Raw genomic sequence first — 20888 nt, forward strand, 5'->3', positions numbered from 1 at the left:
CCACAAACTGTGGCCCTTTTCAGCAAGGTCTTAACGAAATCGTTAGGCGTAGCCGTAGCTCATCAGGCGCTGATAGCGACGGTTCAGCAGATCTTCTTTGCTCAGCACGTCGAGATCCGCAAGGTCAGCCAGCAGCTGTGCCTTCAGGGATGCCGCCATGGCTTCTGGGTTACGGTGTGCGCCACCCAGCGGTTCAGGAACGATAGAGTCGATAAGCTTCAGCTCTTTCAGACGTGGCGCAACGATGCCCATAGCTTCTGCTGCCAGCGGTGCTTTGTCGGCGCTCTTCCACAGAATGGACGCACAGCCTTCCGGAGAGATAACGGAATAGGTGCTGTACTGCAGCATATTCACTTTATCGCCCACACCGATAGCCAGCGCGCCGCCGGAGCCGCCTTCGCCGATAACGGTACAGATAACCGGTACGCTCAGACGAGACATTTCACGCAGGTTGCGTGCGATAGCTTCGGACTGACCGCGCTCTTCCGCGCCCACGCCAGGGTAAGCACCCGGGGTGTCGATGAAGGTGATGATAGGCATGTTGAAGCGCTCTGCCATCTCCATCAGACGCAGGGCTTTACGGTAGCCTTCAGGTGCCGGCATACCGAAGTTACGGCGAATCTTCTCTTTGGTTTCGCGACCTTTCTGATGACCAATGATCATCACCGGACGACCGTCCAGACGTGCGATACCGCCAACGATAGCTTTATCGTCAGCATAGGCGCGATCGCCCGCCAGTTCGTCAAATTCATCAAACGCCAGGCGGACATAATCCAGGGTGTACGGGCGCTGCGGATGGCGCGCCAGTTGGGCTACCTGCCATGCGCCGAGATCGGCAAAGATTTTGCGCGTCAGCTCTACGCTTTTTTCACGCAGACGATGCACTTCTTCGTCGATATTAATATCCAGTTTCTCATCCTGACGGCTAACCGCAGTCAGAGAATCGATTTTCGCTTCCAGCTCTGCAATCGGCTGTTCAAAATCAAGGAAATTCAGACTCATAGTATTCCTGTATTAGTCAAACTCCAGTTCCACCTGCTCCGAACCGATGAGGCCACGCAAATCGTTGAGTAAACGATCGCTCGGAGAGACACGCCAGGTTGCACCGAAACGCAACCGCGCACGTGCATCCGCCCTCTGATAGTAGAGATGTACTGGAATGGTTCCCGAACGATGGGGTTCCAGAGACTGACGGAGTCGGTTTAAAAGCTGGTCATCAATTTGCCTGTCCGTCAGCGAGATAGCAAGCCCGCGAGCGTATTTTTCCCGGGCTTCGTCAATGTCCATCACTTCGCGGGCCATCATTTTAAGGCCGCCGCTGAAGTCATCAAAGCTGACCTGTCCGCTGACGATAAGTATGCGGTCGTTTTCCAGCAGATGCTGGTATTTTTCCAGGGCTTCGGTGAATAACATCACTTCTAGCCGTCCAGATCGGTCATCCAGGGTGCAGATACCGATACGATTGCCTCTCTTGGTGACCATAACCCTTGAAGCAATCACGAGCCCCGCAGCCGTGGTCACTTTACCACGTTCTGTCGGATGCATGTCTTTCAGGCGATAGCCGCCGACATAGCGCTCAATTTCTTTGAGATACTGGTTAATCGGATGACCCGTTAAGTATAAGCCTAACGTTTCCCGCTCACCTTCCAGTACCGTGTGTTCAGGCCAGGGTTGGCAGTTCGCATAGGACTGCTCAATTTGCTCTGGCTCTTCGGCCAACACGCCGAACATATCTGCCTGACCAATAGCTTCCGCTTTCGCGTGCTGGTCAGCTGCTTTTAACGCATCGCCCAGCGAATTCATCAGCGCGGCGCGGTGTGGGCCAAGGCGGTCAAACGCCCCGGACATGATCAATTTTTCCAGCACCCGGCGGTTGAGCTTTTTGGTATCGGTGCGCGCGCAAAGGTCAAACAGCTCGCGGAAGTAGCCGCCGTTATTACGCGCTTCGATGATCGCTTCAATTGGGCCTTCACCCACGCCCTTAATCGCGCCGATACCATACACGATTTCCCCGTCATGATTAACGTGGAAATGATATAAACCGGAATTGATATCCGGCGGAAGGATTTTTAGCCCCATTCGCCAGCATTCATCCACCAGACCAACCACCTTCTCGGTGTTATCCATATCGGCGGTCATTACCGCTGCCATAAACTCAGCGGGATAGTGCGCTTTCAACCACAGCGTCTGATAGGAGACTAAAGCATACGCAGCGGAGTGCGATTTGTTAAACCCGTAACCGGCGAATTTCTCTACCAGGTCGAAGATTTTCATCGCCAGTTCGCCATCAACACCGCGACTTTTCGCCCCTTCTTCAAAGGTGCCGCGCTGCTTGGCCATTTCTTCCGGCTTTTTCTTACCCATTGCACGACGCAGCATATCCGCGCCGCCGAGGGTATAGCCGGAAAGCTCCTGGGCAATCTGCATGACCTGTTCCTGATACAGGATAATGCCATACGTGGGTTCCAGCACCGGCTTCAGGCATTCATGCTGCCACTGTACGTCCGGGTAAGAGATCTCTTCACGCCCGTGCTTACGGTCGATAAAGTTATCTACCATCCCCGACTGCAGCGGACCCGGGCGGAACAGGGCCACCAGTGCGATCATATCTTCGAAGCAGTCAGGCTGCAGACGTTTAATCAGGTCTTTCATGCCGCGGGATTCAAGCTGGAAGACCGCGGTGGTCTCCGAGCGCTGCAGCATATCAAAGCTTTTCTTATCGTCGAGCGGAATGGCCGCGATATCCAGCGGCGGCTCGCCGTTACGCTCACGCCGGGCGTTGATCATCTCCAGCGCCCAGTTGATGATGGTGAGCGTACGCAGGCCGAGGAAGTCGAACTTCACCAGACCGGCATATTCGACATCGTTCTTATCGAACTGGGTAACCGGGTGCAGACCCTGCTCATCGCAGTACAGCGGCGCAAAGTCGGTAATTTTGGTCGGTGCGATCACCACGCCACCGGCGTGTTTACCGGCGTTTCGGGTGACACCTTCAAGCTTACGCGCCATATCAATCAGCGCGCGAACCTCTTCATCCGCCTCGTAAATTTCCGGCAACTGTGGTTCAGCTTCAAAGGCTTTCGCCAGCGTCATTCCCGGGTCGGGCGGCACCAGCTTAGAGATACGGTCAACGAAGCCGTACGGGTGGCCCAGAACGCGGCCTACGTCGCGGATAACCGCTTTCGCTGCCATGGTACCGAAGGTGATGATCTGCGATACCGCATCACGGCCGTACATCTCCGCCACGTGCTCGATAACCTGGTCACGTTTCTCCATGCAGAAGTCGACGTCGAAGTCGGGCATTGAGACACGTTCCGGGTTAAGGAAGCGTTCGAACAGCAGGTCAAACTCCAGCGGATCGAGGTCGGTAATTTTCAGCGCATAGGCCACTAAAGAACCGGCACCGGAACCACGCCCCGGCCCAACCGGCACGCCGTTATCTTTTGACCACTGGATAAACTCCATCACGATCAGGAAGTAGCCGGGGAAGCCCATCTGGTTGATAACTTTAAGTTCTATCTCCAGACGTTCATCGTACGGCGGGCGCTTCTCTTCGCGCACTTTCGGGTCGGGGAACAGAAATGCCAGACGCTCTTCCAGCCCCTCGCGTGATTTGACGACGAGGAAGTCCTCAGTGGTCATATCGCCGGTCGGGAACTGCGGCAGGAAGTACTCGCCCAGACGCACCGTGACGTTACAACGTTTGGCGATTTCAACGGTGTTTTCCAGCGCTTCTGGGATGTCTGAGAACAGCTCGCACATCTCGTCTTCGCTGCGCATATACTGTTGCGCGGAGTAGTTACGCGGACGTTTCGGATCGTCGAGGGTAAAACCATCGTGGATGGCGACGCGGATTTCATGTGCGTCGAAGTCGCCCGGCTCGAGGAAGCGCACATCGTTGGTCGCCACCACCGGCAGGCCGCGCGTTTCCGCCAGCTCTACCGCCGCATGCAGGTAAGATTCTTCATCCTGGCGGCCGGTACGAATCAGCTCGAGGAAATAGCAGTTTGGGAAATGTTCTTCATAAAAATCAACGCACTGATCCACCAGCGCCATATTGCCACGCAGCAGGCTGCGTCCGACGTCGCCCATACGGCCGCCGGAGAGCAAAATCAGCCCCTCTTTCAGCTCAACCAGCCAGTCACGATCGATGATCGGGCCCGCCGCACCGTAGCCGCGCTGGTAGGCTTTGGAGATGAGCAGCGTCAGGTTCTGGTAGCCGGTATTATTGGCCGCCAGCACCGTTAAATGGGTAAGTTCGTCGCCGAACAGTTCGCTCTGAACGTTAAAATCCGCGCCGACGATCGGCTTGATCCCGGCGCCGTGGCCCGCTCCGTAGAACTTCACCAGGCCGCACAGGTTAGTAAAATCGGTGATCGCCAGCGCAGGCATGCCAAGCGCGGCCGCCTTTTTCACCAGCGGCCCGGTTTTTGCCAGCCCATCGATCATGGAGTAGTCGCTATGCACCCGCAGGTGCACGAAACGTGGTTCAGCCATCTTTAGATTCCGGTTTACTTATTCACGACACACGAATCAGGACGCAAGTCCCAGTGCACGTTTGACGGGAGCGAAGCTGCGTCGATGATGCTCGGTAGCGCCATATTGCGCCAGCGCTTCCAGATGGAAGGCGGTTGGATAGCCCTTATGCTGGGCAAAACCGTACTGCGGGAACACTTTATCCAGCTCGGTCATTTCGGCGTCTCGCGTGACTTTAGCGAGAATAGACGCGGCGCTGATTTCTGCCACTCGGCTATCGCCTTTCACTACCGCCATAGACGGCATTGGCAGCGCCGGGCAACGGTTGCCGTCGATCAGCACATATTCCGGCGGGATAGAGAGCCCGGCAACAGCGCGCTGCATCGCCAGCATGGTGGCATGCAGGATATTCAGTTCGTCGATCTCATGCGGCTCCGCACGGCCAAGGCTCCAGCACAGCGCTTTCTCTTTGATTTCATCAAACAGCGCCAGGCGGCGTTTTTCGCTCAGCTTTTTGGAGTCGTTCAGGCCGACAATCGGACGCGCAGGGTCGAGGATGACCGCTGCCGTCACCACCGCGCCAATCAGCGGGCCGCGGCCCACTTCATCCACACCCGCAACTAAATGGGTATGGGGATATTCAAATTCAATCATTGTGCAAGCTCCAGTACCGCATCTGCCGCCTGTTCATCCGCATTGCAGCGAATTTGCAGGTGCAGGTCGCGGAACGTATCGTGCATCGCGTGGCTGGTCTTACCGTTTGCCAGCAGCGGCTGCAGCGCGTCGGCTAACGCCTGCGGCTGGCAGTCGTCCTGCAACAGCTCTTTCACCAGCTCGCGGCCGGCGAGCAGATTTGGCAGAGAGACGTAGTCGGTTTTCACCAGGCGCTGCGCCAGCCAGAAGGTGAACGGCTTCATACGATAGCCGACGACCATCGGGCATTTCGCCAGCATGCACTCTAGCGCCGCCGTCCCGGAGGCCAGCAGCGCGGCATCGCTGGCGATCATCGCTTCACGCGCCATACCATCCAGCATATGGATGGAGAGATCCGGTGCCACTTCGGCCTTGATACGTTCAAACTGTTCGCGACGCTTTGCATTCACCAGCGGGACCACAACCTCAAGGTCAGGATACTGCTGACGCAAAAGCTGCGCGGTTTTTAAAAAGTCAGCGCTGAGCATTTCCACTTCAGCACCGCGGCTACCGGGTAACAGCGCCAGGCAGTGCACGTCGTGGGCAATGCCCAGCGTATCCCGCGCGGCATTTTTATCCGGATCGAGCGGCATGGCATCCGCCATGGTATGACCGATAAAGCGGCACGGGACGTTAAATTTGTCATAAAACGCTTTTTCAAAAGGCAGAAATGCGAGCACCAGGTCGGTGGCTCTGCCAATTTTGAAGACGCGTTTCTGTCGCCAGGCCCAGACGGACGGGCTGACGTAGTGAATGGTTTTGATCCCCTGCTTCTTAAGGTTGCCCTCAAGAGTGATATTGAAATCGGGGGCATCAATGCCGACAAAGACGTCGGGCTTGAGATCGGTAAAGCGTTTGGTCAGATCGGCGCGGATGTGCAGCAGACGACGCAGTCGCCCCAGCACTTCAACGATGCCCATCACCGCCAGCTCTTCCATTTCGTACCAGGCTTCGCAACCTTCAGCCTGCATGCGTGGGCCCGCAACGCCAACAAAACGGGCGTTGGGAACTCGCGCCTTGAGGGCGCGAATCAGCCCTGCACCAAGAATATCGCCGGAGGTTTCTCCGGCGACCAGGGCAATCGTTAGCGGACGCTGCTCAGACATTAACGAATCAGGCCACGCGTAGAGCGGGCGAAGAAATCGCTAAATGGCTGAACTTCCGGATACTGCTTCGCCAGTTCGGCGATTTCCGGTTTCACTTCGTCCAACGTTTTGCCACTGCGGTACAACGCTTTATAGGCGTTGCGGATCGCGGTGATTGCTTCGCGGCTAAAGCCGCGGCGCTTCAGGCCTTCGATGTTGACGCCAAACGGCGTCGCGTGGTTGCCCTGAGCAATAACGTACGGTGGAACGTCCTGAGCAACGCCAGAACAGCCACCAACCATCACGTGCGCACCAATAATGCAGAACTGGTGCACGGCGGTCATGCCGCCGATGATAACGAAATCATCAAGCGAGACGTGGCCCGCGAGCGTGGCGTTATTGGCCAGGATGCAACGGTTACCTACAGTGCAATCGTGCGCCACGTGGGCGTTGATCATCAGCAGGTTATCGCTGCCCACCTTCGTCAATCCACCGCCCTGTACCGTGCCACGGTGAATGGTGACGCTTTCGCGAATGCGGTTGCGATCGCCAATTTCCACGCGAGTTGGTTCACCAGCATATTTCAGGTCCTGGTTAACTTCCCCGATAGAGGCGAACTGATAGATCTCGTTATCACGCCCAATAGTGGTATGGCCGTTAACAACAACGTGAGACTTCAGTACGGTGCCTTCGCCGATAACGACGTTTGGCCCCACAATACAAAACGGGCCAATGTGGGCATTAGCGCCGATAACGGCACCGTCTTCCACAATGGCGGTAGGATGGATAAAGGCGGTTTTATCAATCACGGATCAGGCCTCCCGGCTACGCGCACACATCATCGTCGCTTCACAAACCACTTTACCGTCTACCAGCGCAACGCCTTTAAAGCGAGTCAGGCCACGGCGAGTTTTCTCGAAGGTGACTTCCATAATCATCTGATCGCCAGGCACAACAGGACGCTTGAAGCGCGCTTCGTCGATGCCAGCAAAGTAGTACAGCTCGCCCGGCTCCAGTTTACCAACGCTTTTAAACGCCAGAATACCTGTTGCCTGTGCCATTGCTTCCAGAATCAGCACGCCCGGTAAAATCGGTTTGCCAGGGAAGTGGCCCTGGAAAAACGGCTCATTTACGGAAACATTTTTCACTGCGCGCAGAAAACGACCTTCTTCAAAATCCAGCACGCGGTCTACCAGTAAGAACGGGTAACGGTGCGGCAGAAGTTCTAAAATCTCTTCAATGTGCAGAGTATGAGTGTCAGTTGTCAAAATACTCTTCCTGTCAAAATATACTAAGGGGCAATAATAACACGGCCTGCCGGATTACAAGAATGCCGACAGGCCGGAAAGTATTATGCGATACAGATGAAAATTAGTCTTGATTATCAAGCTTGCGTTCTACTGCTTTGAGACGCTTGCTCATTTCATCAATATTCATCACCAGTGCGGCAGTTTTGCGCCATGCCTTATTAGGCTGGAGCGGAATACCCGACGAGTAAACGCCTGGTTCGGTAATAGGACGCATGACCATGCCCATACCGGTTACTGTCACTTTGTCGCAAATTTCCATATGACCGTTGATGACGCTGGCACCGCCAATCATGCAATAACGACCAATTTTCAGGCTACCGGCCATGATAACACCGCCTGCAACCGCGGTATTGTCGCCAATCACCACGTTGTGCGCAATCTGGCACTGGTTATCAATGATAACACCATTGCCGATCTGCGTGTCATCAAGCGCACCGCGGTCGATCGTCGTACAGGCGCCGATCTCTACGCGATCGCCAATAATGACGCGACCAAGCTGAGGGATCTTCACCCAGTTGCCACGATCGTTGGCATAGCCGAAACCATCCGCACCGATCACGGTGCTGGATTGGATAAGGCAATTCTCACCGATCTCGACTTCGTGGTAAATGGTGACGTTAGCCCACAGACGTGAACCCGCGCCAATTTTCGTTTTTTTACCAACGAAACACCCCGCCCCAATCACAACGTTATCGCCCAGCACAACGTCTGACTCAATCACCGCATTCGCGCCGATGGAGACGTTGTTACCGAGTACCGCAGACGGACTAATGACCGCGCTCGGGGCGATAGCTTGCGCCGGCTGTGGCGTGGTATCTAAAATTTGAGCCATGCGTGCGTAAGTCAGGTAGGGATTCTTCACTACCAGCGCAGCGCCTTTGGCAAAAGGCAGTAAATCTTGCGTCAGGACAATCGCCGACGCTTCGCACGCAGACAGGTGATCACGGTACTTAGGGTTAACCAGAAACGTGATTTGACCCGCTTTAGCGGATTGCATGGACGCGACAGCGGTGATGACGATATCGCCATCACCGTGTAATTCCGCATCCAACTGCTGAGCTAAGTCAGCCAGTCGAATTGAAGGCATTACTTATTTAACCTGTTTCAGTACATCAGCGGTGATGTCTTTCACATCGCTGCTGTTGAATGCAACGGCGTTAGCATCAACAACCAGGTCAATGCTCTGGCTGGCAGCAACGGATTTCACAGCAGTCTGGATACGAGTAACCAGTTTGCCACGTTCTTCGTTGGTGCGACGCTGACGGTCCTGTTCAAAGGACTGTGCTTTCTGGGAGAAAGTCTGACGCTGGGAAGTGATGTCTTTTTCCAGCTTGGTGCGATCGGCACCTGCTTTCATAGACTGCAGACGCTGCATTTTAGACTGCAGGTCACCTTCCATGCGCTGAAGTTCGCCAGCACGGCCTTTGAATTCGTTTTCCAGGGTGCTGGAAACGCCAGTTTTCTGTGCAACTTGCTGGAACAGGCTACCCATATTAACAATTGCAATTTTGTCTGCAGCTTGAGCAGATGCAGCCATTGCTAAACCCAGACCTGCAGCGACTAACCACTTTTTCACAATAATACTCCTTACCATCCCATATGTACCCGAGGGTACTGTTCTTTTGGTGGCCGAAGCCACCTTGACGCTATCGCCTAATGCCAGCAAAACTACACTGAACTTGCATTCCTTTGCAAAGAGCAATTACCAGGTTTTACCAATGTTAAACTGGAACTGCTCGGATTTGTCTCCCTCGTATTTCTTATACGGCTGGGCGTAGGAGAAGACCAACGGCCCTAATGGGGACATCCATTGTAATGCGATACCCGCGGACATACGGATATTGCTCGGATCGCTGTAGTCTGGAACGCCCGCATTTTTCATAGCAGTCGTGTTCTGCCAGTTGGTATCCCAGACGGTACCCGCATCCCAGAAGAATGAAGTACGCACCGAGTTCGCGTATTTATCGCTGATAAACGGCGTTGGGACGATCAGCTCAAGGCTGGCCACACCCATGGCGTTACCACCGACCGCATCGTCAGAGTTACAGTAAGTGCCGCTCTGCTGATCGCAGTTATCCAACCCTGGCCCACCGTTATAGACCGCTTTCGGACCAATGGTGTTGGACTGGAAGCCACGCACGGTACTGGAACCACCGGCATAGAAGTTCTCATAGAACGGTAGTTCTTTACCGCCTAAACCATCACCGTAGCCCCACTTGGTACGACCCAGAACCACCCACTTGTGATCGTCATCCAGCGGGAAGTAGGATGCCGTATCCAGCGTAACTTTATAGAACTCGTTATCGGAGCCCGGGATAGTGACTTTACCGTTCAGGTTGACGCGCGAGCCGTCCGTCGGGAAATACCCGCGGTCGAGTCGGTTATAGGTCCAACCGTAGTTAAAGGTGAAGTCATCTGCCGTAAACCCGTTATTGTCGCTAGTCGTCCCCGGGTTCTGACCGATTGAATTCAGATAACGCCACATCGCCACCTGCGGTTCCATATTGGACAGGTCGTTGTGGACGTAGCCCAGACCCGCACGCAGTGAGTTGTATTCGTTAATCGGGAAGCCCAGCGTACCGTCTACACCATAACTTTTGTTGGTATAGGACGACAGGTCAGCATCATCCGCTTTAAAGTCATTGTAGAAGAGACGGCCACCAAGGCTAACACCATCCACCGTAAAGTACGGGTTGGTCACAGAAAGTTCGGTATAGGTCTGGTAGTCGTTCTTGGTACCGTTGATACCGACAGAGTAACCGGTACCTAACCAGTTATCCTGCTGAACGCCTGCCTGGAAGCTCACGCCGCTTTCCGTACCGTAGCCCACACCGAAGTTGAAGCTACCGGTATTACGCTCTTTCACCTTGTAAACCACATCCACCTGATCCGGGCTGCCCGGCACGCGTTGGGTTTCGGTGTCGACGGTTTCAAAATAGCCCAGACGGTTCAGACGATCTTTACCCTGGTCGACTAAATCGCCGCCCAGCCACGCCCCTTCCATCTGGCGCATTTCGCGACGCAGAACGGAATCTTTCGAGGTGTCGTTGCCTTCAAAGCGAATGTTACGCACGTAGAAACGGTTACCCGCATCAACGTTGATATGCAGCTTAACGGTTTTATCCGTGTCGTTGATTTCAGGCTGAGACTGTACGCGTGGATACGCGTAGCCGTAGCGACCAAGAAGTTTCTTAATGTTATCTTCCATTTTGGTCACTTTCGCGCCGTTATAGAGCTCACCTGGTTCAATCTTGGTCAGGCCTTCAATTTCAGCCGAATGCCCCGCCAGGTTACCCGTCACCTGCACGCCAGACAGTTTGTACTGGTCGCCTTCGGTGATGTTAACGGTGATGTAGATGCCTTTTTTGTCCGGCGTCAGGCTCACCTGCGTGGAATCGATGTTGAAACGGGCGTAACCGCGATCCAGGTAGTAGCTGCGCAGGGTTTCAAGGTCGCCCGCCAGCTTCTGTTTCTGGTATTTACGATCGCCGACCACGTTCCACCACGGCACTTCGTCGCGCAGCTGGAAGGTTGAGATCAGATCTTCGGTACTGAACGCATGGTTACCGACGATGTTGATCTGTTGAATCTGGGCGGAAACCCCTTCCTGGAAGACCAGCTTCAGGTCGACACGGTTACGCGGCAGTGGCGTAACAACCGCCTTCACGCTCGCGCTGTACTTACCGACGCTGTAGTAGAAATCTTCCAGTCCTTTTTCGATATCGGACAGGGTTGTACGGTCGAGAGATTCACCAACACGGACACCTGAAGCCTCAAGGTTCTGCTTCAGCATGTCATCTTTCACCGACTTGTTGCCGGAGAAGGTGATGCTGGCGATCGTTGGGCGTTCTTTGACCTGCACCAGTAACACATCGCCGTCTCTCAGAACGCGAACGTCCTCAAAGTTGCCCGTGGCAAACAGGGCGCGAATAGTGTTACTGATATCATCATCAGAGACGGTATCGCCAGGACGTACTGGCATACTGAGAAGGGCCGCACCAACAGCGACACGCTGCAAGCCTTCGAAATGAATGTCCTTCACTACGAACCCGTCAGCACCGTATACGGTTGCGCTGCTAAACAGCAGCGACGCTATAAGCAACTTTTTCATCGCCATCGTTATTATGCGTTCTTCCTAACTAACTCTCTTACAACCGAGAGAAATCATTGAAAAGTGCAAGCCCCATTAACATCATCAGCAGGATCGAGCCGATGCGGTAACTAAAGTCTTGAACTCGCTCGGATACCGGGCCGCCTTTCAGCTTCTCAATCGCTAAAAACAGCAAGTGTCCCCCATCTAATACAGGGAGCGGGAACAGGTTGATTATGCCTAAATTCACGCTGATGAGTGCAAGAAACATCAGGTAGTAAATCAGCCCATACTCCGCAGACATCCCAGCCCCCTGGGCGATCGAAATCGGCCCACTGAGGTTGTTCAGTTTGACGTCACCGGTGATCAATTTTCCCAGCATACTGACGGTCAGCTTCATCAACTGCCCGGTTTTTTCCGTGGCTTCGACGATAGCGCTGAACGGCCCATACTGGCGCACTGTTTTATATTCCTCAGGCAGCGGGATAACCTTTGGTACTACCCCTGCAAACCCTTCTGTTTTTCCGCTACCGTGTTTTGTATCCGGTATCAGAGTTAAAGACAAGAGACTCCCCTGCCTTTCGATCTCTAGCGGTAATGCCTTGCCTGGATTGTCGCGCACCAGCGTGACAAACGTCATCCACTGCGTCAGCGGTTGACCGTTGACTGTAACGATCCGATCCCCTGCTTGTAAACCGGCTTTACGCGCCGCAGAGTCAGATTGCACTTCCGCCAGCACCGGTTCAATTTGCGCACCACGAGGATGAATACCGAGCGTCGTGACCGGGTCTTGCTTATCCGGCTCGAACGCCCAATGACGCAGATTAAGGATTTTATCCTGCCGCTGGTCGCTGCCGAAAGGGGCAACGGTGAGGGTGGTACTGTCATCACCAATTTTCGCCACTAACGCCATGCGCACAGCATCCCAGTCAGGCGTTTCGATACCGTCGACGGCTTTTAGTTCCGTGCCTGGTGCAATTTGTGCTTCTGCGGCGATGGAGTTGGCGGTTATTTCGCCAACTACCGGACGAACAGCCGGGACGCCGATAATAAACACCAGCCAATAGGCGAAGATAGCAAAGAGGAAGTTGGCGATAGGCCCGGCAGCAATAACGGCAGCACGCTGGCCGACCGTTTTGTGATTAAACGCCATATGGCGCATCTCGGGTGCCACCGCGTCAACACGCTCATCAAGCATTTTGACGTAGCCGCCAAGCGGGATAAGGGCGATAACAAATTCGGTGCCGCGTTTGTCCACGCGGCGCCAGAGCGCTTTACCAAAGCCTATGGAAAAGCGCTCTACACGGATACCACAGCGCCGAGCGACCCAGAAATGACCAAATTCATGTACGGTGATCAATATCCCTAGCGCGATAATAAACGCGGCAAGGTTCCAGAGAATGCTCAGCATAAGTCCATCCGTTAAATCGTCCTGAAAACTAGCAGCAGCAAGCAGGCGAAGACCGGAACCGCCGCCGTCAGGCTGTCAATGCGATCAAGGATGCCACCGTGACCGGGGATCAGATGACCGCTATCTTTGATACCAGCTTCACGTTTGAACATGCTCTCAGTGAGATCGCCCAAAACGGAGGCCAGCGCTGCCACGATGGAACAGGTTAACAGTGTGGATGGGGCGACGTCCAGATTTGCCCACAGGCCATAGGCCCAGGAAATGATTGCCGCCGTGACCAGGCCGCCGAAGAATCCTTGCCAGGTTTTCCCCGGAGAAACTTTCGGTGCCAGCTTATGTTTGCCAAACAGCTTGCCAAACATATAGGCGCCAGAGTCCGCGCCCCAAACCAGAATCATGACGTAAAGCAGCCACAGTGCGCCGCTGTAGTGGTTTTCATCATAATGCCAGGAACGCAGTGCCAGCATGCCCCAGAAGAAAGGAACGATAGTGACGATGCCAAAAATCAGGCGCAGCGCTTTGGATTGGCGCCAGATAGCGGCGGAGCCAGGATAAGAAAGCACCAGCAGTAAGGCCACCACCCACCAAATTAGGGAGGCCCACAGCGAGGTTTCTACCACCGGCTGATGGATATTATGGTGATATTCCGGAATTAAGAAGAGCATCACCGCTAGCAACAGGCCACAGAGTACCGCCAGCCACACGCGTTGTGTCCGCGAGGTGAAACCGCTTAATTGCCCCCATTCCCATGCCGCCAGCATACACACCACCAGCGTGACAATAGCGAAGCCGCCGGGCGGCAGCAGAAATAGGGCTGCAATAACAACCGGTATTAAGATTAATGCAGAAATCAGGCGATACTTCAGCAAAAGCTACCCCCATCAGGCCTTGTCGCCACCAGGCTCGGTGCCACCGAAACGTCGTTCGCGATTGGCGAAAGCATGCAGCGCACCTTCAAAGTCTTGTTCATCGAAATCGGGCCAAAGAACATCAGTAAAGTAAAGTTCAGCATAGGCGATTTGCCAGATAAGAAAATTACTGATTCGATGCTCTCCCCCGGTCCTAATCACTAAATCAACGGGAGCCAGTTCATGCATGCAGATCTGCTGAGACAGCAGCTCTTCACTAATTTGATCGGGGCGGAGCTCCCCTTCCTGAACCTGTTCGGCTAAGCGCTGAACTCCCTGAACAATATCCCATCGGCCGCCATAGTTAGCCGCGATGTTCAATGTTAACCCCGTATTATTTTCCGTCAGCGCTTCGGCTTTGCGGATTCGCTCCTGCAGGCGCGAATTAAACCGACGGGTATCGCCAATGATCCGCAACCGAACGTTATGACGGTGCAGACTTTTCACTTCGCTGTCCAGCGCCCAGACGAACAGCTCCATCAACGCACTCACCTCTTGCTCAGGGCGATTCCAGTTTTCACTGCTGAATGCGTATAGCGTTAATGCTTCTATACCGTTGCTAGCCGCGTAGGATACGGCACGGCGCACGGATTTCGCCCCGGCTTTGTGGCCAAAGGCGCGAATCTTACCTTGCTTTTTCGCCCAGCGACCATTGCCATCCATAATGATCGCCACATGACGGCAACCGTGGGCTGGCTGATTCTCGCTGGTTGGTTGATTAGCAGACAACATAACGCGTTTTTAATCCATGAAAAGGGATGAGCGGTACCCCGGAATACAGCTATACACTTCATCCTCCAGGCAAACCCGGATGATTTTACGTATCTTTGTCTCGCAAAAAAGCCGTGCTAAATCACGGCTCTCCCAACCCCCCGGCGAAAACGCACGGCAATTGGGTGGCGCAGACTATATCACTGAAGCCAGATGCTAACAAATGCCGTGACGGGTTGTATGCTGATTCGGCTCTCATTACCTGACGAAAAGTTTCGTCTGGGTAGCCGCCTCTTCGCGTGCCCTGGCATCAATCGCCAGCACCTCTTCCACACTTTGCGGTTCCCGGTGGTTAAGATGATTGAGCACCGCCAGATTGACGTTGGCAATATCGGTAAAGCGGATTTGGCCGTCAAGGAACGCCGCTACTGAGACTTCGTTCGCCGCGTTCAGCGCCGTTGTTGCCGCCTGCCCCTGCTCGAAAGCCTCCATCGCCAGCTTCAGACAAGGGTAGCGAGCATAATCCGGTTCGGAGAAGCTTAATGCGCCCATCTTGCAGAAATCTAACGGCTTCGCGCCGGAAACGACGCGATGAGGCCACGCCATAGTATTGGCGATCGGCGTCCGCATATCAGGCTCACCCAGTTGCGCCAGTACGCTGCCGTCCTGGTACCGCACCATTGAGTGAATCACCGACTGAGGATGAATCAGTACTTCCATCTGCTTAGCTGAAGCATTAAACAGCCAGCGGGCTTCGATGTATTCCAGACCTTTATTCATCATAGTGGCCGAGTCGACGGAGATTTTACGCCCCATCGACCAGTTCGGATGACGGCAAGCCTGATCCGGCGTCATTGCGCCGAGATCGCTGATTGGCGCCTCACGGAACGGGCCACCTGACCCGGTAAGCAGAATGGATGACACCCCATGCTGCTCAAGGTCAGCGTACCCTAAGTCGGACTGAAAACTTTGCGGTAAACTCTGAAAGATGGCGTTATGCTCGCTATCAACCGGCAGGAGCTGCGCGCGATGCGCTTTTACCGCCTCCAGGAACAGACGTCCACAGGTCACCAGTGACTCTTTGTTCGCCAGCAGGATGGTTTTGCCTGCGCGAATAGCCGAGAGCGTCGGCAGCAGCCCCGCAGCACCAACGATAGCCGCCATCACCTGATCGACCTCATCCAGAGCCGCAACATCACACGCCGCCTGCTGCCCACAAAGCACTTCCGTACGGCTGCCGTGCTCACGCAGCGCCAGTTTCACCGCATCGGCGCTCTTCGCGTCATCCATTACCGCATAGCGAGGGGCAAACTCCAGGCACTGTTCAACCATCCGCTCGACGTTTTTACCTGCCACCAGCGCCGTTACCGCAAAACGTTCACGGTTGTGACGCACCACGTCCAGCGTGTTGCAACCAATAGAGCCCGTTGAGCCCAGGACAGTTAATTGCTTCATGAGATATTCCGGATAGATAGATTTACTCTATGGATTTCAAGCGGTAGGAAGGCGGCAAGTGAGCGCAGCCAACGCACCTGCGGCTTGAAAGACGACGAGTAAAATGCAAAACGCCGCCAGCAAAGCACTAATGCTTCCTGTACGGCGTTCATCGCACAACTTACACAGCTTAGAACTGCATCAGTTCCGCTTCTTTCTCAGCCAGCGCCGCTTCAATTTTCTTGATAGCAACGTCAGTCAGTTTTTGTACGTCTTCCTGAGAACGGCGATCGTCATCTTCGCTGATCTCTTTGTCTTTCAGCAGCGCCTTCACTTTATCGTTCGCATCACGACGAACGTTACGCACAGAAACGCGCGCCTGTTCAGCTTCGCCACGGACAATTTTAGTCAGGTCTTTACGACGCTCTTCGGTCAGCGGAGGCAGCGGAACGCGAATGTCGGTGCCCGCGGAGCTTGGGTTCAGACCGAGGTCAGACGCCATAATCGCTTTCTCAACAGCAGGACCCATAGAGCGGTCGAATACGTTGATTTTCAGGGTACGGGTATCTTCTACGGTGACGCTTGCCAGCTGACGCAGCGGGGTAGCGGTGCCGTAATACTCAACGACAATGCCGTCCAGCAGGCTAGGAGAAGCACGACCCGTGCGAATTTTGCTGATTTGGTTTTTGAATGCTTCTACGCATTTGTCCATGCGTACTTCAGCATCTTTTCTGATATCGCTAATCACGTTACGAATCCTTGAAAACTAGTCTCAGTCGACCAGACAATGACACATTGCAGAGAATGCGCTAAGTATAGTCTCGTTTAAATCATGCCACAGAATATACTCGTCGTCTTTCAAGCTGCGGGGGCGTTGGCTGCATTCGCTCACCCGAATCACTTACTAAAGTAAGCTCATCGGGATTCCCTCACTTGCCGCCTTCCCGCGGCTCGAAATCCATAGAGTATGAATCAATTCTGCCGGATAAACGCGAATCTTACCCGGAAATGGCCGCAACGGAAATTATTCCGTAATTAAAGTGCCTTCTTTTTCGCCCATCACCACACGACGCAGTGCGCCTGGTTTATTCATGTTGAATACGCGAATTGGCAATTTGTGGTCACGAGCCAGCGTAAAGGCCGCCAGATCCATGACTTTCAGTTCTTTATCCAGCACTTCGGTGTAGGTCAGCTGCTCATACATGGTGGCAGACGGATCTTTTGCTGGGTCAGCGGTGAACACGCCGTCAACTTTGGTTGCTTTCAGAACCACGTCGGCTTCGATTTCGATGCCGCGCAGGCAGGCTGCAGAGTCCGTGGTAAAGAACGGGTTGCCGGTACCGGCGGACAGAATCACGACGCGGTTGTTACGCAGCAGGCTGATAGCCTCTGCCCAGCTGTAGTTGTCGCAAACGCCATTCAGCGGAATCGCTGACATCAGGCGGGCGTTCACATAGGCGCGATGCAGTGCGTCACGCATTGCCAGGCCGTTCATTACCGTTGCCAGCATGCCCATGTGGTCGCCCACAACGCGGTTCATACCCGCTTTCGCCAGACCCGCACCGCGGAACAGGTTGCCACCACCAATGACGACACCCACCTGGATGCCCAGCTCAACAAGTTCTTTAATCTCTTGCGCCATGCGGTCAAGAATACTTGCGTCAATACCGAAGCCTTCAGTCCCCTGCAATGCTTCACCGCTAAGCTTGAGCAGAATACGTTTGTAGACAGGTTTTGCGTTGGTAGCCATTTTCTTTCCTGGAGTGTCACGATTGGGATGGTAAAAATTCTGGTGACATCATGCGTTCCTTGCCAGAGCGTCCCTATAGGAGCTGGCTGATTCTCACATGACGATTTTGTGCGTTAACCTTTAGCGCACAAAAGAGAGCCGCCCTCAGGCGGCTCCTTTACAGCAATTAAGACTGCTTGGACATTGCAGCAACTTCTGCTGCGAAGTCAGTCTCAACTTTCTCGATGCCTTCGCCCACTTCGAAGCGGATGAAGCCAGTTACGTCAGCGTTGTGCTCTTTCAGCAGCTGACCAACAGACTTGCTTGGATCCATAACGAATGGCTGGCCAGTCAGAGAAACTTCGCCGGTGAATTTCTTCATGCGGCCTTCAACCATTTTCTCTGCGATTTCTTTTGGCTTACCAGACTGCATCGCGATGTCCAGCTGTACCTGGTATTCTTTCTCTACCACTTCAGCGGATACGTCTTCTGGTTTAACGAATTCTGGCTTGCTTGCAGCAACGTGCATTGCCAGCTGTTTAACCAGCTCTTCGTCAGCGCCTTTAGCCGCAACCAGAACACCGATACGTGCGCCGTGCTGGTAGTTGCCCAGAACTTCGCCTTCCAGGGAAGCAACGCGACGGATGTTGATGTTCTCACCGATTTTAGCAACCAGCGCAACGCGTTCTTCTTCGAACTGTGCTTTCAGAACGTCAACGTCGGTGATGTTACCAGCAACAGCTGCGTCCAGAACTTTGTCAGCAAATGCCTGGAAACCGGAGTCTTTAGCAACGAAGTCAGTCTGGCAGTTAACTTCCAGAATGAAGGCGATGTTGCCATTGATTTTGGTTTTGATCACGCCGTCAGCAGCAACGTTGCCTGCTTTTTTCGCTGCTTTGATAGCACCGGATTTACGCATGTTTTCGATTGCCAGCTCGATGTCGCCATTAGCTTCAGTCAGGGCTTTTTTGCAATCCATCATGCCTGCGCCAGTACGCTCACGCAGCTCTTTTACCAGGGAAGCGGTAATTTCAGCCATTCTAAAATCCTCGGAAGATTTGATCTGCCCGGCGATAAACCGCACAGATTTAAAAGTGAAAAAGGGGGCCATAAACAGGCCCCCTAACCAAACGTGTTACTACCTGGTTTATAAGGGCTCTTTCGAGCGTGCCTTATTACTCAGCTTCTACGAAGCTTTCTTCCGCCTGGGAAGCCAGATCAGAAGAACGGCCTTCACGAACGGTAGCAGCAACTGCGCTCAGGTACAGGGTCACAGCACGGATTGCATCGTCGTTACCAGGGATAACGAAGTCAACGCCATCTGGATCAGAGTTGGTATCAACGATAGAGAATACTGGGATACCCAGGTTGTTCGCTTCTTTGATAGCAATGTGTTCATGGTCAGCATCGATAACGAACAGTGCGTCCGGCAGGCCGCCCATGTCTTTAATACCGCCCAGGCTGTTTTCCAGTTTCGCCAGCTCACGAGTACGCATCAGCGCTTCTTTCTTGGTCAGCTTGTCGAAAGTACCGTCCTGAGACTGAGTTTCCAGATCTTTCAGACGTTTGATGGACTGACGAACGGTTTTCCAGTTAGTCAGCATACCGCCCAGCCAGCGATGGTTCACGAAGAACTGGTCGCAGCTGTTAGCAGCTTCTTTCACAGCTTCGCTTGCAGCGCGCTTAGTACCAACGAAAAGGATTTTACCTTTACGAGCGGAGATCTTGTTCAGTTCAGCCAGAGCTTCGTTGAACATTGGTACAGTTTTCTCAAGGTTGATGATGTGAACTTTGTTACGAGCGCCGAAGATGAAAGGCTTCATTTTCGGGTTCCAGTAACGGGTCTGGTGACCGAAGTGAACACCAGCCTTGAGCATGTCGCGCATGGAAACAGTTGCCATGGTTAAAACCTCTATAGATTAAGTTGGGGTTATGCCTCCACGTATCCCATATTACCGACCCCGAAGGGCACCCCGGAATATGTGCCGATACGTGTGTGTTATTTACACAAAGTGAGATTTGTCGCTTCCGGACAAAACAATGAACGGAAGTTCGGCGCGCTTTATACCATAAAAACGATGCCGACACCAACAGTTGTTATCATTGCGCAGGGCACGAAAGGCGAAGTTCAGAATGATTCTCAATTTGGCACAGGGCACTTCTGGCTGTTAACATTGACATTACTAACACTCAATTATTGTCGAAAAAATCGACACTGATGGACATATTCCATGGCGATTTCTATTAAGACCCCTGAAGATATTGAAAAAATGCGCGTTGCCGGCCGTCTGGCCGCCGAAGTGCTGGAAATGATCGAACCGTACGTGAAGCCTGGCGTGACTACCGGCGAACTGGATCGCATCTGCAATGACTATATCGTCAACGAGCAGAAAGCGGTCTCCGCCTGCCTGAACTACCACGGTTTCCCGAAATCCGTCTGCATCTCCATTAATGAAGTGGTATGTCACGGTATCCCGGATGACGAAAAACACCTGAAAGACGGCGATATCGTCAACATCGACGTCACGGTCATCAAAGACGAATTCCACGGTGACACCTCAAAAATGTTTATCGTCGGTAAACCCACCATTCTGGGCGAGCGTCTGTGCCGCGTGACTCAGGAAAGCCTCTACGTCGCGCTGAAAATGGTGAAACCGGGCGTGAACCTGCGCGAAATCGGCGCCGCTATCCAGAAGTTTGTGGAAGCGGAAGGTTTCTCCGTCGTGCGCGAATACTGCGGTCACGGCATTGGCCGCGGCTTCCATGAAGAGCCGCAGGTACTGCACTACGACTCTCGCGAAACCGACGTGGTGCTGAAGCAGGGCATGACCTTCACCATCGAACCGATGGTGAACGCGGGTAAGAAAGAGATCCGCACCATGAAAGACGGCTGGACGGTAAAAACCAAAGACCGAAGCTTGTCTGCGCAGTACGAGCATACTATTGTGGTGACAGACAACGGCTGCGAAATACTGACGTTACGCAAGGATGACACCATCCCGGCGATAATCTCGCACAACGAATAACGAAGAGCCGGCGAA

At 53.7% G+C, this 20888-nt stretch carries 18 protein-coding genes; 1 reads left to right on the top strand and 17 read right to left on the bottom strand.

Going from position 1 to position 20888, the window contains the following annotated elements; translation table 11 throughout:
• Nucleotides 1-42: 42 nt before the first annotated feature.
• From accA to rpsB, 17 genes are all read right to left on the bottom strand, one after another.
• On the bottom strand, nt 43-1002 hold the full coding sequence (gene accA / locus HII27_RS19370) for an acetyl-CoA carboxylase carboxyl transferase subunit alpha (protein WP_185669211.1): 960 nt from the start codon (nt 1000-1002) through the stop codon (nt 43-45).
• 12 nt (nt 1003-1014) lie between these two features.
• The gene (gene dnaE, locus HII27_RS19375) at nt 1015-4497 is read right to left on the bottom strand and encodes a DNA polymerase III subunit alpha (RefSeq protein WP_185669212.1); all 3483 of its coding nucleotides are present in this window, start codon (nt 4495-4497) and stop codon (nt 1015-1017) included.
• A gap of 36 nt (nt 4498-4533) precedes the next feature.
• Nucleotides 4534-5130 (bottom strand): ribonuclease HII, encoded by a 597-nt coding sequence (rnhB, locus tag HII27_RS19380; RefSeq protein WP_035891972.1) that lies wholly within the window; start codon nt 5128-5130, stop codon nt 4534-4536.
• Nucleotides 5127-6275: a lipid-A-disaccharide synthase gene (gene lpxB, locus HII27_RS19385; RefSeq protein ID WP_185669213.1), complete on the bottom strand. Its 1149-nt coding sequence runs from the start codon at nt 6273-6275 to the stop codon at nt 5127-5129. Before lpxB ends, rnhB begins: the two co-directional genes overlap by 4 nt.
• Nucleotides 6275-7063: an acyl-ACP--UDP-N-acetylglucosamine O-acyltransferase gene (gene lpxA, locus HII27_RS19390; protein WP_185669214.1), complete on the bottom strand. Its 789-nt coding sequence runs from the start codon at nt 7061-7063 to the stop codon at nt 6275-6277. Before lpxA ends, lpxB begins: the two co-directional genes overlap by 1 nt.
• A 3-nt stretch (nt 7064-7066) precedes the next feature.
• A complete protein-coding gene (gene fabZ / locus HII27_RS19395) occupies nt 7067-7522 on the bottom strand; it encodes a 3-hydroxyacyl-ACP dehydratase FabZ (RefSeq protein WP_004145858.1) in 456 nt (151 codons plus the stop codon).
• Between the two features lie 103 nt (nt 7523-7625).
• Nucleotides 7626-8651, bottom strand: a complete 1026-nt coding sequence (lpxD, locus tag HII27_RS19400; RefSeq protein ID WP_185669215.1) for a UDP-3-O-(3-hydroxymyristoyl)glucosamine N-acyltransferase — start codon at nt 8649-8651, stop codon at nt 7626-7628.
• 3 nt (nt 8652-8654) lie between these two features.
• Nucleotides 8655-9140: a molecular chaperone Skp gene (gene skp / locus HII27_RS19405; RefSeq protein ID WP_035891968.1), complete on the bottom strand. Its 486-nt coding sequence runs from the start codon at nt 9138-9140 to the stop codon at nt 8655-8657.
• Nucleotides 9141-9266: 126 nt separating this feature from the next.
• Nucleotides 9267-11681, bottom strand: coding sequence for an outer membrane protein assembly factor BamA (gene bamA, locus HII27_RS19410; protein WP_185669216.1), 2415 nt, complete (start codon nt 11679-11681; stop codon nt 9267-9269).
• Between the two features lie 31 nt (nt 11682-11712).
• The gene (gene rseP / locus HII27_RS19415) at nt 11713-13065 is read right to left on the bottom strand and encodes a sigma E protease regulator RseP (protein ID WP_185669217.1); all 1353 of its coding nucleotides are present in this window, start codon (nt 13063-13065) and stop codon (nt 11713-11715) included.
• Between the two features lie 11 nt (nt 13066-13076).
• Nucleotides 13077-13934, bottom strand: coding sequence for a phosphatidate cytidylyltransferase (cdsA, locus tag HII27_RS19420; RefSeq protein WP_185669218.1), 858 nt, complete (start codon nt 13932-13934; stop codon nt 13077-13079).
• A gap of 12 nt (nt 13935-13946) precedes the next feature.
• Nucleotides 13947-14705: a (2E,6E)-farnesyl-diphosphate-specific ditrans,polycis-undecaprenyl-diphosphate synthase gene (ispU, locus tag HII27_RS19425; protein ID WP_185669219.1), complete on the bottom strand. Its 759-nt coding sequence runs from the start codon at nt 14703-14705 to the stop codon at nt 13947-13949.
• A gap of 237 nt (nt 14706-14942) precedes the next feature.
• The gene (gene ispC, locus HII27_RS19430) at nt 14943-16139 is read right to left on the bottom strand and encodes a 1-deoxy-D-xylulose-5-phosphate reductoisomerase (protein ID WP_185669220.1); all 1197 of its coding nucleotides are present in this window, start codon (nt 16137-16139) and stop codon (nt 14943-14945) included.
• A 169-nt stretch (nt 16140-16308) separates the two neighbouring features.
• Nucleotides 16309-16866 (bottom strand): ribosome recycling factor, encoded by a 558-nt coding sequence (gene frr, locus HII27_RS19435; protein ID WP_035891962.1) that lies wholly within the window; start codon nt 16864-16866, stop codon nt 16309-16311.
• A gap of 276 nt (nt 16867-17142) precedes the next feature.
• Nucleotides 17143-17868 (bottom strand): UMP kinase, encoded by a 726-nt coding sequence (gene pyrH, locus HII27_RS19440; protein WP_185669221.1) that lies wholly within the window; start codon nt 17866-17868, stop codon nt 17143-17145.
• A gap of 166 nt (nt 17869-18034) precedes the next feature.
• Complete coding sequence (gene tsf / locus HII27_RS19445; protein ID WP_185669222.1) at nt 18035-18886, bottom strand: translation elongation factor Ts; 852 nt, start codon at nt 18884-18886, stop codon at nt 18035-18037.
• Between the two features lie 136 nt (nt 18887-19022).
• On the bottom strand, nt 19023-19748 hold the full coding sequence (gene rpsB / locus HII27_RS19450; RefSeq protein WP_185669223.1) for a 30S ribosomal protein S2: 726 nt from the start codon (nt 19746-19748) through the stop codon (nt 19023-19025).
• A gap of 330 nt (nt 19749-20078) precedes the next feature.
• Here rpsB and map point away from each other — a divergent pair, with 330 nt between their 5' ends.
• Nucleotides 20079-20873 carry a type I methionyl aminopeptidase gene (gene map, locus HII27_RS19455; RefSeq protein ID WP_035891958.1) on the top strand — a complete coding sequence of 265 codons (795 nt, stop codon included), beginning with the start codon at nt 20079-20081 and terminating at the stop codon, nt 20871-20873.
• Nucleotides 20874-20888: the final 15 nt, after the last annotated feature.

Source organism: Kluyvera sichuanensis, assembly GCF_014218705.1.
In the GTDB taxonomy this organism is placed as follows: Bacteria; Pseudomonadota; Gammaproteobacteria; order Enterobacterales; family Enterobacteriaceae; genus Kluyvera; species Kluyvera sichuanensis.